The following is a 12,678-nucleotide window of genomic DNA, read 5'->3' on the forward strand; positions in this document are numbered from 1 at the left end:
GGCGTTACTCTCGCAGCGCCCGCGTGAGTTCTGCCCGGGCCAGCAGTTCGCCGTCGGACGGATATGCCACTTCCTCCAGGACCAGCGGGTGGGGCGCGGCCAGCACGGACCGGGCATCGCGCTTCCTCGCCAGCAGCCGCTCGTGCAGCCACTCCGGACGCTCCTGCCCCTCCCCCACGTACAGGGCCGACCCCACCAGCGCCCGCACCATGTTGTGGCAGAAGGCATCGGCCTGGACGGTGGCAACGATGACGCCGTCCTGACCGCGGGAAAATTCAAAGCGCTGCAGCTCGCGGACGGTGGTGGAGCCTTCCCGCGGTTTGCAGAACGACAGGAAGTTGTGGAGACCCAGGAGCTGCGCGGAACCCTCGTTCAGCAGGTCCACGTCCAGCGGAGCCTTGTGCCACAGAGTGTCGTAGCGGCTGAGCGGATCCCACTTCTCCAGACCATCCGCGATGCGGTAGCTGTAGCGGCGCCACAGGGCTGAGAAGCGCGCATCGAAACCCTCGGGCGCAACAACCGCGTGGTGCACTACGATCGCGCCGGTCTGGTCCCCCAGCCCGCGGCTCAGCGTTCCCCGCAGGCGGCGCAAAAGGGCGACGGCGGGATCGATTGTCGCGCCCCGGCTCAGTCCCAGCCACTCGGCTTCCGTGAGGTCGAGGTGTACCACCTGGCCGCGGGCGTGCACGCCGGCGTCGGTGCGCCCGGCCACCGTGACACGTACCGGACGGCGGAGCAGCAGCTCCAGCGCCTCCTCCAGAACTCCCTGAACGGTCGGCAAACCGGGCTGCACTGCCCACCCGCTGAACGGGCCGCCGTCGTACGCCAGGTCCAGCCGGATACGCAAAAACCCGCTGCCCCCCAAATCGGGGGCAGCGGGTTTTTGGTGGGTCATAGACTCAAGTCTATGCGAAGGACTTAGCGAATTACTTCGCGTCCTTGGCCTCGTCGGCAGGAGCCTCTTCAGCAGCAGCTTCCTCGGCCGGAGCCTCTTCAGCCGGAGCTTCCTCAGCGGCAGGAGCCTCTTCGGTTGCAGCTTCGGTCTCAGCAGCTTCGGTCTCGGTGACCTCTGCCTCGGGAGCTTCCTCAGCAGCCGGAGCAGCAGCAGCGGCGGCCTGGGTGGCCTCGGCTACAACAGCCTGCTTGGCGGAAACGGGCTCCAGAACCAGCTCGATGACAGCCATGGGAGCGTTGTCGCCCTTACGGTTGCCGATCTTGGTGATGCGGGTGTAGCCGCCGTTGCGGTTCTCCACAGCCTGGGCGATGTCGGTAAACAGCTCGTGGACGACGCCCTTGTTGCTGATCAGGCCGAGAACGCGGCGGCGGGAAGCGAGGTCGCCACGCTTGGCGAAGGTGACCAGGCGCTCTGCGTACGGCTTCAGGCGCTTGGCCTTGGTGACCGTGGTGGTGATCCGCTTGTGCTCGAACAGTGCGGAAGCCAGGTTCGCGAGCATCAGGCGCTCGTGAGCCGGGCCGCCTCCGAGGCGCGGACCCTTAGTGGGGGTAGGCATAATTGTTTCTCCTCATATGGAAGCCGGGAGGCTGCGCACAACGCGGTGCGGGCCAGCCCCTCGGCCAAGATCTGCTTGTTAGAGCTCGTCGTCGCTGAACGCGGCGTCGTCCTCTTCGATGGCTGCGGCGCGGGCAGCGAGGTCGAAACCGGGAGGGGAGTCCTTCAGGGACAGGCCCAGTTCAACCAGCTTTGCCTTGACCTCATCGATGGACTTCGCACCGAAGTTGCGGATGTCCATCAGGTCAGCCTCGGAGCGGGCAACGAGTTCACCCACGGTGTGGATGCCCTCACGCTTGAGGCAGTTGTAGGAACGGACGGTGAGGTCCAGATCCTCGATCGGCAGAGCCATGTCTGCTGCCAGGGCAGCATCCGTCGGCGACGGGCCGATTTCGATACCCTCAGCTGCGGTGTTCAGCTCGCGGGCCAGACCGAACAGTTCCACCAGGGTGGTGCCAGCGGAAGCAACGGCATCGCGCGGGGCGATGGCCTGCTTGGTCTCGACGTCGACAATCAGCTTGTCGAAGTCGGTGCGCTGCTCAACACGGGTGGCTTCCACGCGGAAAGTAACCTTCAGCACCGGCGAGTAGATGGAGTCGACCGGAATACGGCCGATCTCTGCGTCGCCGGACTTGTTCTGAGCTGCCGAAACGTAGCCGCGGCCGCGCTCGATGGTCAGTTCGAGTTCGAACTTGCCCTTCGAGTTCAGCGTGGCAATGTGCAGATCCGGGTTGTGGAACTCGACGCCGGCCGGCGGAGCGATGTCCGCGGCGGTGACGACTCCGGGGCCCTGCTTGCGCAGGTAAGCAACAACCGGCTCGTCGTGCTCGGAGGACACGGACAGGTTCTTGATGTTGAGGATGATCTCGGTGACATCTTCCTTGACACCCGGAACCGTCGTGAACTCGTGCAGCACGCCATCGATCCGGATGCTGGTTACAGCGGCACCGGGGATGGAGGAGAGCAGGGTACGGCGGAGGGAGTTTCCGAGGGTGTATCCGAAGCCCGGCTCCAGCGGTTCAATGATGAAACGGGAGCGGTTTTCGGAGACGACCTCTTCGGAGAGGGTGGGGCGCTGTGCAATGAGCACTTAGGTTTCCTTTCGGCGAGCATCCGCTATATGACGCAACACAGGTGGTGGAAAATCGGTCTGAGGACTTAACGCGCTGGGCTTGCCCGGACCCGAAACGGGTCCGGGCAAGCTCCAAGCTGCGAAAAGTACTTAGACGCGGCGGCGCTTCGGCGGACGGCAGCCGTTGTGGGCGGCGGGGGTGACGTCCTGGATGGAGCCAACCTCGAGGCCGGCAGCCTGCAGCGAACGGATCGCGGTTTCGCGTCCGGAACCCGGTCCCTTGACGAACACGTCAACCTTCTTCAGGCCGTGCTCCTGTGCACGCTTGGCGGCAGCTTCGGCAGCCATCTGCGCAGCGAACGGGGTGGACTTACGGGAGCCCTTGAATCCAACCTCACCGGCGGAAGCCCAGGAGATCACAGCACCGGTCGGGTCCGTGATGGACACGATGGTGTTGTTGAACGTGCTCTTGATGTGCGCCTGGCCAAGCGCGATATTCTTCTTGTCCTTCTTACGCGGCTTGCGAACCGCGCCACGAGTCTTCGGGGGCATTTCTTCTCCTACAGAAAGTTATTTGGGGGAAGGCCTTGCTGATCCCACATTTGCCAAGAGGCGAATGTGTTTAGCGGGCCTTCTTCTTGCCGGCGACGGTGCGCTTCGGGCCCTTGCGGGTACGAGCGTTGGTCTTCGTACGCTGACCGCGTACGGGCAGGCCCTTGCGGTGACGCAGGCCTTCGTAGCTGCCGATCTCAACCTTGCGGCGGATATCTGCTGCCACTTCGCGGCGAAGGTCACCCTCAACCTTGTAGTTGCCTTCAATGTAGTCACGCAGCTCGACCAGCTGCGCGTCCGTCAGGTCCTTGACCCGAACGTCAGCGCTGATGCCGGTGGCAGCCAGGGTTTCGTGTGCACGGGTCTTGCCCACGCCGTAGATGTAAGTAAGCGCAATTTCCAGCCGCTTTTCGCGGGGAATGTCTACGCCAGCGAGACGAGCCATAGTGGCGGTACTCCTTGATAAACCGGAGGTCGTAGGCAGTACACCCGCACTTTCAGTGCGGCCCCAGCCTCCGACCGGGGGTTAGCTGTCCGGGCCCATACGTCCCAGTTCAGCTTGTGCTGCCTTTATTTACTTGCGTGGGTTAGCAACCCAGGGGTTCCCAGGAGGGAATTAGCCCTGGCGCTGCTTGTGGCGCGGGTTCTCGCAGATCACCATGACCCGGCCGTTACGGCGGATCACTTTGCACTTTTCGCAGATCTGCTTGACGCTCGGCTTGACCTTCATGGCGTTCCTTTGCGTGATAGCAGTTGGTCCGATGAACCGGCCTCAGGCTGCTGCCCTGGCCGTCCAACGTTTACTTGTAGCGGTAGACGATACGACCACGTGTCAGGTCGTAAGGGCTCAGCTCCACCACTACGCGGTCCTCAGGGAGAATCCTGATGTAGTGCTGGCGCATCTTTCCAGAGATGTGTGCCAGGACGACGTGCTTGTTGGTGAGCTCAACACGAAACATCGCGTTGGGCAGCGCCTCAGTCACTACGCCCTCGATCTCAATGACCCCGTCCTTCTTGGCCATATCCTCCGCTAACTGTTGTTTGCCGCAGACCTCCGGCAGGCGCCGGACATTACTGCGGACGTTTTTGATTTGATTGACCGTCGCCCTCCGGCCCGCAATTGGGCGTGGCAGGGCAGACAACCAACATGCAACTCTACGGCATTCAGCCCGGAAAGTTAAATCCAGCCATGTTAGCGCACATTGCCCGGGTATGCACCAAATTCGCCCGCAGGAGTCGTCACCGGCTGCGCGCTGCTGACCCCGTCCAGGATGGCCAAACGTACGACGTCGGCTGCCGCACTCTGCAGGGTAATGAGACTTATCTGCCGGGCGGCTTCCGTACTCCTGTCCAGCTCCCGGGCTCCGGTGGCGAGGCAGAACACGGTGTCCCCGTCCGCCAGGGTGTGGCTCGGGTTCAGGGCCCGGGCCAGGCCGGCATGGGCCGCCGAGGCGGTGCGCTTGCACTCGGCCGCATCCAGCACGGCATCCGTGGCGACGACGGCCAATGTGGTGTTCAGGGGTGGCCCAGGTACGTCCCGCGGATTGAACCCGGCGAAATCACCGGCCGTGGTTTCGGCGAACTCAACAACCGGCAGGCCCACGGCGTTCACTACAGCTAGCGCGCCGACCACCACACCGTTGTCCAGGGTGACGGACGCTGTCCCGACTCCCCCTTTATACTTCCCGCGTCCCATGACCGCTCCGGTGCCGGCCCCCACGTTGCCGCGTTCGACGTCGTGCCCTTCCGCTTGCGAGCCGGCCATGGCAGCGGCCGCGTAACCCATCTCCGCGTCCGGCCGGGCGTTGAAGTCGCCGCCGCGGCCGAGGTCGAAGATGGCGGCGGCGGGAACGATGGGCACCACCCCGCCGGTGACGGCGAAGCCCCGGCCCTGCTCCTCGCACCAGCGCTGGGCGCCGTGCGCGGTCACCAGCCCGTAGGCGCTGCCACCGGTAAGGACCACGGCGTCCACCGTGGACACCAGCGTCGTGGGGTCGAGCGCGTCGGTCTCATGGGTGCCGGGCCCTCCCCCGCGCACGTCCACCGATCCGACTGTCCCCGCAGGGGGCAGGACCACGGTCACCCCGCTCAGCCACCCGCCGTCGGACTTCTGCTGGTGTCCCACCCGGATCCCGGGCACATCGGTGATCTTGCCCTGCGCCCGGCTCTCCTCAGTCGCTTCCATGGCCCCATTCTGCCCCGGGACCCCACATGGCGATGCAGAAAGTTCTCCGTGACGCGCAAAATCCCTGGCGACACGGAAATTCCGGTGTCGCCAGGGATTCAGCGCGTCGCAGCGTTGGATGCGCGTCGTCAGTTGGGGATCGGGACCGGAACCACGCCGAGGGGCGCGAGCTTCGCGGCGCCGCCGTCAGGCGCCGAGAGGACCCAGATGCCCTTCTCGTGCACGGCCACGGAGTGCTCCCACTGGCATGAGCGCTTGCCGTCGGTGGTCACCACTGTCCAGTCGTCCTCAAGCACCGCCGTCTCGATGCCGCCGCGCACCAGCATCGGCTCGATCGCCAGGCACAGGCCGGGCCGGATCTTCGGGCCGCGGTGGCTGGTGCGGTAGTTCAGCACGTCGGGGGCCATGTGCATCTCCGAGCCGATGCCGTGGCCGACGTAGTCTTCGAGGATGCCGAGGGGCTTGCCCGGCACCGAGGAGACATAGTCGTCAATGGCCGCGCCGATGTCGCCAACGAACTTGCCCTTGGCCAGGCCGGCGATGCCGTGCCACATGGCGGCCTCGGTGACGTCGGAGAGGCGCTGGTCCTCCGGGTCCGGTGTTCCCACGATGACGGTCCGGGCGGAGTCGGAGTGCCAGCCGTTGACGATCGCGCCGCCGTCGATGGAGATGATGTCCCCGTTCTGCAGGACCTTGTCCCCCGGGATGCCGTGCACCACTTCCTCGTTGACGGACGTGCAGATGCTGGCGGGGAACCCGTGGTAGCCCAGGAAGTTGGACTTGGCGCCCGCTTCCAGCAGCACCGCCGCGAAGACCTCGTCGAGCTGCCGGGTGGTGACGCCCGGGGCTGCTGCGGCCACGGCGGCCTCGAGCGCGCGGCTCAGGACGAGCCCGGCCTCATGCATGGTGCGCATCTGGGCGTTGGTCTTGTATTCAATCCGTGGCTGGCCGAATGCCATCAGCGGTGCTTCCTCTCAATGGGCCCCTGCCCGGCAAGCTGCCGGGCAGGGACCAAAAAACTGCGGGGCTAAAAGCCGGAGGCCCCTCCCCATGGTCCGGGAGGAGCCTCGCAGCGTTGGAACTGATATCAGGCGGCCTGAGCTTCCTTGATGGCCTGCATGACGCGGTCGGTGACCTCATCGATCTGGCCGATGCCGTCCACCTGGGTCAGGATGCCGCGTTCGGCATACTTGGCCACAACAGCTTCGGTCTGCTCGTGGTAGAGGTCCAGGCGGTGGCGGATGACGGCTTCGTTGTCGTCACTGCGGCCGGTTTCCTTCGCGCGGCCCAGGAGGCGGTGCACGAGTTCCTCGTCATCGGCGGTGAGCTGCAGGACTACGTCCAGCTTCTGGTCGCCGTTGGCCAGGATCTGGTCCAGGTAGTCAACCTGGGCAGTGGTGCGCGGGTAGCCGTCCAGGAGGAAGCCGTCTTCGACGTCGGCCTCGCTGAGACGGTCGCGCACCATCTTGTTGGTCACGCTGTCCGGAACGAAATCCCCGTTGTCCATGTACTTCTTGGCCTCGACGCCGAGCGGCGTCTCGCCCTTGACGTTGGCGCGGAAGATGTCGCCGGTGGAGATCGCAACGACGCCGAGGCGTTCCGAGATGCGTTCCGCCTGCGTGCCCTTGCCCGAACCCGGTGGTCCGATAATCAACATTCTGGTCATCGCAATAGCCCTTCGTAGTGACGCTGCTGTAGCTGCGCGTCAATTTGCTTGACGGTTTCCAGGCCAACGCCCACCATGATCAGGATCGAGGTGCCACCGAACGGGAAGTTCTGGTTTGCGTTGATCAGCACGAGCGCCACCAGCGGGATCAGTGCCACGAAGCCAAGGTAGATGGCACCGGGCAGCGTGATGCGCGACAGGACGTACTGCAGGTAATCCGCGGTCGGCTTGCCGGCACGGATACCCGGAATGAAGCCGCCGTATTTCTTCATGTTGTCGCTGACCTCTTCAGGGTTGAAGGTGATCGCGACGTAGAAGTAGGTAAAGAACACAATCATGGCGAAGTACAGCGCCATGTAGATGGGGTGGTCCCCGCGGGTCAGGTTGTTGTTGATCCACTCAACCCACGGCTGGATCGTCTCCCCCGCCTTCGGCTGGTTGAACTGCGAGATCAGCGCCGGCAGGTAGAGCATCGAGGAGGCAAAGATGACGGGAATGACGCCGGCCATATTCACCTTGATGGGAATGTACGTGCTGGTGCCACCCACGGTGCGGCGTCCGATCATCCGCTTGGCGTACTGCACCGGTATGCGGCGCTGGGACTGCTCCACGAAGACCACCAGGGCAACGGTCAGCAGACCGATGGCGAGCACGATGAAGAACGTGCCCGGACCCTGTGCAGACCAGATGGCGCCCAGCGAGGTGGGGAAACCTGCGGCGATGGCCGTGAAGATCAGCAGCGACATGCCGTTGCCGACGCCCTTCTCAGTCACGAGTTCACCCATCCACATGATGAGGCCGGTGCCGGCCGTCAGCGTGATGATGATGAGGATCGTGGTGATGACACTCTGGTCCGGGATGATCGGCAGGTTGCAGCCGGGCAGCAGCTGGCCGGAGCGCGCCAGCGACACCAGCGTCGTGGCGTTCAGCAGGCCAAGGGCGATGGTCAGGTACCGCGTGTACTGCGTCAGCTTGGACTGCCCGGAGGCGCCCTCTTCATAGAGCTGCTGGAAACGCGGGATGACCACACGCAGCAGCTGCACGATGATGCTCGCCGTGATGTACGGCATGATTCCCAGGGCGAAGATGGAGACCTGCAGCAACGCACCGCCGCTGAAAAGATTGACGAGCTGGTAGATCCCGCCCTGGGTCTGCCCGGTCGACAAGCATTGCTGGACATTCTGGTAGTTCACACCAGGCGAGGGGATGAAAGCTCCCAAGCGGAAGATTGTGATGATTCCCAGCGTGAACAACAACTTGCGTCGCAGATCAGGCGTTCGAAACGCCCGGCCGAATGCGCTTAGCAAGCGTCCTCCTCAGTAGTTAATGAGTCTCGTGATGCAGGTCTATAAACCCAACAACCGAGTCTAACCGGTGTTTGCGGCATGCGAACAATCCGGACGACCCAATAGGTATGGAAAAACTCCCGGCACAGGGGCCTGGGCCCCCGTGCCGGGAGTTTGTGCAGCAGGCTGTTGCCCACCGGCTCCGGGAGTAGATCCCTTAGAGCGCGGTGGTGCTGCCGCCGGCTGCAGCGATCTTCTCAGAAGCGCTGGCTGAGAAGGCATGGGCGGTGACGTCAACCTTGACGGTGATGTCGCCGGTGCCAAGCACCTTCACGGGCTGGTTCTTGCGAACAGCACCCTTTGCAACCAGGTCCTCCACGGTGACGGTGCCACCTTCCGGGAACAGCTCGTTGAGCTTCTCCAGGTTCACAACCTGGAACTCAACCCGGAACGGGTTCTTGAAGCCGCGCAGCTTCGGCAGGCGCATGTGCAGCGGCAGCTGGCCGCCGGCAAAGCCAGCCTTCACCTGGTAGCGGGCCTTCGTACCCTTGGTACCGCGACCGGCGGTCTTACCCTTGGAAGCCTCACCACGACCAACACGGGTCTTGGCGGTCTTGGCACCGGGGGCGGGACGCAGGTGGTGAACCTTCAGAGCGCTCTGCTTCTCAGCAGCGGTCTCGGCGGTGTTCTTCTCTGCCATTACTTCGCCTCCTCAACATTCACGAGGTGCGGAACCGTGTTGAGCATTCCAACGGTCACGGCGTCGGCGGTGCGGACAACGGTGTGTCCGATCCGCTTCAGGCCGAGGGACCGCAGGGTGTCGCGCTGGTTCTGCTTGGCGCCAATGACGCCCTTGATCTGGGTGATCTCCAACTTGGCGTCGGAGGGAGTCAGGTTCTTCGCCATGACTTAGACACCTGCCTTCTGGTTCATCAGCGAACGCACCAGGGCGGCCGGAGCAACCTCGTCCAGCGGCAGGTTGCGGCGTGCTGCCACAGATGCCGGCTCTTCGAGGCGCTTCAGTGCATCAACGGTCGCGTGAACGATGTTGATGGCGTTGGAGGAACCGAGCGACTTGGAGAGGATGTCGTGGATGCCCACGCACTCCAGTACTGCACGGACCGGACCACCGGCGATAACACCGGTACCGGCGGAAGCCGGACGCAGCATTACGACACCAGCGGCCGCTTCACCCTGAACGCGGTGCGGGATGGTGTTGCCAACGCGGGGAACGCGGAAGAAGGACTTCTTGGCCTCTTCAACGCCCTTGGCGATAGCAGCGGGAACTTCCTTGGCCTTGCCGTAGCCGACGCCGACCAGACCGTTACCGTCACCAACGACGACGAGTGCGGTGAAGCTGAAGCGACGACCACCCTTGACGACCTTGGAAACGCGGTTGATGGTAACAACGCGCTCTACGAACTGGTTCTTCTCGGCTTCACGTCCGCCGTCGCGGCCGCCACGGCCACCGCGGTCGCCGCGGCCCTGGCCACGGTCGCCACGCTCGCCGCGACGGGCGCCACCACGGCGGTCCTCGGTGGCGGGGGCAGTGGTCTCAGCAGCTGCGGCTTCGGTCGCCTTCTCTTCTGCAGACACAGTGTCCTTTTCCTTGTTTGCTTCGGTCACAGTGACAGCCCACCTTCGCGTGCACCGTCAGCGACGGCGGCGATCCGGCCGTGGTACTTGTTACCACCACGGTCGAAGACAACAGCCTCGACGCCGGCAGCCTTGGCACGCTCGGCAACGAGCTCGCCAACGCGCTTGGCCTTGGCGGTCTTGTCACCATCGAATGCACGAAGGTCAGCTTCCAGAGTGGACGCGCTTGCTACGGTCTGGCCAATGGTGTCGTCGACAACCTGGACAAATACGTGGCGTGCGGAACGGTTGACGACCAGGCGAGGACGTACAGCCGTACCGGAGATACGCTTGCGGATACGAAGCTGGCGGCGGCTGCGCGAAGCAGACTTGCTCTTGTTCGTACGCTTCTTGTTAATGGCGATGGCCATGGTTACTTACCAGCCTTTCCGACCTTGCGGCGGATGACTTCGCCGGCGTAGCGGATGCCCTTGCCCTTGTACGGGTCAGGCTTGCGCAGCTTGCGAATGTTGGCAGCAACCTCGCCGACCTGCTGCTTGTTGATGCCTGAGACAGAGAGCTTGGTCGGTCCCTCTACTGCAAAGGTGATGCCGGCCGGAGCCGAGACGTTGACCGGGTGGCTGAAGCCGAGAGCGAACTCAAGGTCAGAACCCTTGGCCTGAACGCGGTAACCGGTACCAACGATTTCAAGCTTCTTCTCGTAGCCTGCGGTGACGCCCTGGATCATGTTGGCGATCAGGGTGCGGGTCAGGCCGTGGAGCGAACGGGAGGCGCGCTCGTCGTTCGGGCGGGTAACGGTCAGGGTGTTGTCTTCCAGGGCAACCTCGATCGGGCTGGCCACAGTGTGGCTCAGTTCGCCCTTGGAACCCTTGACGCTGACGACAGAGCCGTCAACCTTGACCTCAACGCCGGCAGGAACGGTGATGGGGAGACGTCCAATACGTGACATTATTCTCTTCCTTTCCCGTTACCAGACGTATGCGAGGACTTCGCCGCCCACGCCCTTCTTGCCGGCCTGCTTGTCAGTCAGGAGGCCGGAAGAGGTGGACAGGATTGCGATACCCAGGCCACCCAGCACGTGAGGCAGGTTGGTGGACTTCGCGTAAACGCGGAGACCCGGCTTGGAGATGCGGCGGACGCCAGCGATGGAACGCTCGCGGTTCGGACCGAACTTGAGCTCGAGGGTCAGCTTCTTGCCGACTTCAGCGTCCTCTTCCTTCCAGCCGGCGATGAAACCTTCGGCCTTGAGGATGTCAGCAACGCGAGCCTTGAGCTTGCTGTAAGGCATAGACACGGAGTCGTGGTATGCCGAGTTTGCGTTACGCAGGCGCGTAAGCATATCTGCGACAGGATCTGTCATAGTCATTTGGGCTCTTGCCCTTCCTCGTAACGGTTTCCGCCGTTCTGTCCCCGGAGGATCAGAGCGGCCGGACCTTTTACGTAGCTAATTAAGCTTCGGTCTTGAACGGGAAACCCAGCGCCTTGAGCAGCGCGCGGCCTTCGTCGTCGGTCTTGGCGGTGGTCACAACCGTGATGTCCATACCGCGGACGCGGTCGATCTTGTCCTGGTCGATTTCGTGGAACATAACCTGTTCGGTCAGACCGAAGGTGTAGTTGCCGTTGCCATCGAACTGCTTGCCGCTGAGGCCGCGGAAGTCGCGGATACGGGGCAGGGCCAGGGTGACCAGGCGGTCCACGAATTCCCACATGCGGTCGCCACGGAGGGTAGCGTGCGCACCGATGGGCATGCCTTCGCGCAGCTTGAACTGGGCGATCGACTTGCGGGCCTTGGTAACCTGCGGCTTCTGGCCGGTGATCTGGGTGAGGTCGCGGACAGCGCCGTCGATCAGCTTGGAGTCCTTGGCGGCATCTCCAACACCCATGTTCACAACAACCTTGACCAGACGGGGAACCTGGTTCACGTTCTCGTACTTGAATTCCTCAAGAAGCGCGCTCTTGATGGAATCGGCGTACTTGGTCTTCAGACGAGGAACGATCTTCGTTGCCGGAGTCTCGAGAGTCTCAGTCATTAGATGTCCTTCCCGGAGCTCTTGGCCACGCGGATGCGGACGGTCTTCTTAACGCCGTCCTTCTCTACGGTGTCGAGGCGGAAACCAACGCGGGTCGGCTTCTTGGTGGACGGGTCAACCAGAGCCACGTTGGAAACGTGGATCGGAGCCTCGACGACCTCGATACCGCCGGTCTTGGTGCCGCGCTGCGACTGACCGACCTTGGTGTGCTTGGTAACGCGGTTGATACCCTCAACCAGCACGCGGTTGGTGTCCGGGAACACGCGCAGGACCTTGCCCTGCTTGCCACGGTCGCCGCCGCGCTCAGCCTTGGCGCCAGTGATGACCTGAACCAGGTCACCCTTCTTGATCTTAGCCATGGACTAGAGCACCTCCGGAGCCAGAGAAACGATCTTCATGAACTTCTTGTCACGGAGTTCACGACCAACCGGTCCGAAGATACGGGTGCCGCGGGGGTCACCGTCGTTCTTCAGGATGACGGCTGCGTTCTCGTCAAACTTGATGTAGGAACCATCCGCACGGCGGCGTTCCTTCTTGGTACGGACGATGACAGCCTTGACGACGTCGCCCTTCTTTACGTTGCCGCCCGGGATTGCATCCTTGACGGTGGCGACGATGACGTCGCCGATGCCTGCGTAGCGACGGCCGGATCCACCGAGAACGCGAATGGTAAGGATTTCCTTAGCACCCGTGTTGTCGGCGACCTTCAGTCGCGACTCCTGCTGAATCACTATTTACTCCTTGCGTCGCGCCGGTTCTCAGACCGAAAATTTTGCTACGG

20 protein-coding genes are annotated in these 12,678 nt (G+C 63.3%); all 20 read right to left on the reverse strand.

What is annotated here, in order from left to right:
- Positions 1-4 precede the first annotated feature (4 nt).
- The 20 genes from truA to rplN all read right to left on the reverse strand — a co-directional run bounded on the left by truA (position 5) and on the right by rplN (position 12,628).
- Positions 5-895, reverse strand: coding sequence for a tRNA pseudouridine(38-40) synthase TruA (gene truA, locus ACFTR6_RS02785; RefSeq protein ID WP_377956802.1), 891 nt, complete (start codon positions 893-895; stop codon positions 5-7).
- 31 nt (positions 896-926) lie between these two features.
- Positions 927-1,511: a 50S ribosomal protein L17 gene (gene rplQ, locus ACFTR6_RS02790; RefSeq protein WP_076801250.1), complete on the reverse strand. Its 585-nt coding sequence runs from the start codon at positions 1,509-1,511 to the stop codon at positions 927-929.
- 78 nt (positions 1,512-1,589) lie between these two features.
- The gene (locus tag ACFTR6_RS02795) at positions 1,590-2,600 is read right to left on the reverse strand and encodes a DNA-directed RNA polymerase subunit alpha (RefSeq protein WP_003803733.1); all 1,011 of its coding nucleotides are present in this window, start codon (positions 2,598-2,600) and stop codon (positions 1,590-1,592) included.
- A 132-nt stretch (positions 2,601-2,732) separates the two neighbouring features.
- On the reverse strand, positions 2,733-3,134 hold the full coding sequence (gene rpsK, locus ACFTR6_RS02800; RefSeq protein WP_003803734.1) for a 30S ribosomal protein S11: 402 nt from the start codon (positions 3,132-3,134) through the stop codon (positions 2,733-2,735).
- 70 nt (positions 3,135-3,204) lie between these two features.
- A complete protein-coding gene (gene rpsM, locus ACFTR6_RS02805) occupies positions 3,205-3,579 on the reverse strand; it encodes a 30S ribosomal protein S13 (protein ID WP_003803743.1) in 375 nt (124 codons plus the stop codon).
- A 171-nt stretch (positions 3,580-3,750) separates the two neighbouring features.
- The gene (rpmJ, locus tag ACFTR6_RS02810) at positions 3,751-3,864 is read right to left on the reverse strand and encodes a 50S ribosomal protein L36 (RefSeq protein ID WP_009358722.1); all 114 of its coding nucleotides are present in this window, start codon (positions 3,862-3,864) and stop codon (positions 3,751-3,753) included.
- A gap of 70 nt (positions 3,865-3,934) precedes the next feature.
- On the reverse strand, positions 3,935-4,156 hold the full coding sequence (gene infA, locus ACFTR6_RS02815) for a translation initiation factor IF-1 (RefSeq protein ID WP_011775571.1): 222 nt from the start codon (positions 4,154-4,156) through the stop codon (positions 3,935-3,937).
- A gap of 170 nt (positions 4,157-4,326) precedes the next feature.
- Positions 4,327-5,319 carry a P1 family peptidase gene (locus ACFTR6_RS02820; protein WP_377956805.1) on the reverse strand — a complete coding sequence of 331 codons (993 nt, stop codon included), beginning with the start codon at positions 5,317-5,319 and terminating at the stop codon, positions 4,327-4,329.
- A gap of 128 nt (positions 5,320-5,447) precedes the next feature.
- A complete protein-coding gene (map, locus tag ACFTR6_RS02825) occupies positions 5,448-6,278 on the reverse strand; it encodes a type I methionyl aminopeptidase (RefSeq protein WP_377956806.1) in 831 nt (276 codons plus the stop codon).
- A 128-nt stretch (positions 6,279-6,406) separates the two neighbouring features.
- On the reverse strand, positions 6,407-6,976 hold the full coding sequence (locus ACFTR6_RS02830; RefSeq protein WP_172804361.1) for an adenylate kinase: 570 nt from the start codon (positions 6,974-6,976) through the stop codon (positions 6,407-6,409).
- A 5-nt stretch (positions 6,977-6,981) separates the two neighbouring features.
- A complete protein-coding gene (gene secY, locus ACFTR6_RS02835; protein WP_076801242.1) occupies positions 6,982-8,292 on the reverse strand; it encodes a preprotein translocase subunit SecY in 1,311 nt (436 codons plus the stop codon).
- Between the two features lie 196 nt (positions 8,293-8,488).
- On the reverse strand, positions 8,489-8,971 hold the full coding sequence (gene rplO, locus ACFTR6_RS02840) for a 50S ribosomal protein L15 (protein ID WP_076801240.1): 483 nt from the start codon (positions 8,969-8,971) through the stop codon (positions 8,489-8,491).
- Complete coding sequence (rpmD, locus tag ACFTR6_RS02845) at positions 8,971-9,177, reverse strand: 50S ribosomal protein L30 (RefSeq protein ID WP_003803757.1); 207 nt, start codon at positions 9,175-9,177, stop codon at positions 8,971-8,973. Before rpmD ends, rplO begins: the two co-directional genes overlap by 1 nt.
- A 3-nt stretch (positions 9,178-9,180) precedes the next feature.
- Positions 9,181-9,897, reverse strand: coding sequence for a 30S ribosomal protein S5 (gene rpsE / locus ACFTR6_RS02850; protein WP_076801238.1), 717 nt, complete (start codon positions 9,895-9,897; stop codon positions 9,181-9,183).
- Entirely contained in the window at positions 9,894-10,277 is a 384-nt protein-coding gene (rplR, locus tag ACFTR6_RS02855) for a 50S ribosomal protein L18 (RefSeq protein WP_003803763.1), read from the reverse strand. The genes rpsE and rplR overlap by 4 nt, the downstream gene beginning before the upstream one ends.
- A gap of 2 nt (positions 10,278-10,279) precedes the next feature.
- Positions 10,280-10,816: a 50S ribosomal protein L6 gene (rplF, locus tag ACFTR6_RS02860; RefSeq protein ID WP_009358294.1), complete on the reverse strand. Its 537-nt coding sequence runs from the start codon at positions 10,814-10,816 to the stop codon at positions 10,280-10,282.
- A gap of 18 nt (positions 10,817-10,834) precedes the next feature.
- Positions 10,835-11,233 (reverse strand): 30S ribosomal protein S8, encoded by a 399-nt coding sequence (rpsH, locus tag ACFTR6_RS02865; protein WP_018769139.1) that lies wholly within the window; start codon positions 11,231-11,233, stop codon positions 10,835-10,837.
- 82 nt (positions 11,234-11,315) lie between these two features.
- On the reverse strand, positions 11,316-11,897 hold the full coding sequence (rplE, locus tag ACFTR6_RS02870; protein WP_076801236.1) for a 50S ribosomal protein L5: 582 nt from the start codon (positions 11,895-11,897) through the stop codon (positions 11,316-11,318).
- On the reverse strand, positions 11,897-12,256 hold the full coding sequence (rplX, locus tag ACFTR6_RS02875) for a 50S ribosomal protein L24 (RefSeq protein ID WP_003803770.1): 360 nt from the start codon (positions 12,254-12,256) through the stop codon (positions 11,897-11,899). Before rplX ends, rplE begins: the two co-directional genes overlap by 1 nt.
- Positions 12,257-12,259: 3 nt before the next feature.
- Entirely contained in the window at positions 12,260-12,628 is a 369-nt protein-coding gene (gene rplN / locus ACFTR6_RS02880; protein WP_003803789.1) for a 50S ribosomal protein L14, read from the reverse strand.
- Positions 12,629-12,678: the final 50 nt, after the last annotated feature.

This window comes from Arthrobacter sp. NPDC057009, from assembly GCF_042673905.1.
Taxonomy (GTDB): Bacteria; Actinomycetota; Actinomycetes; order Actinomycetales; family Micrococcaceae; genus Arthrobacter.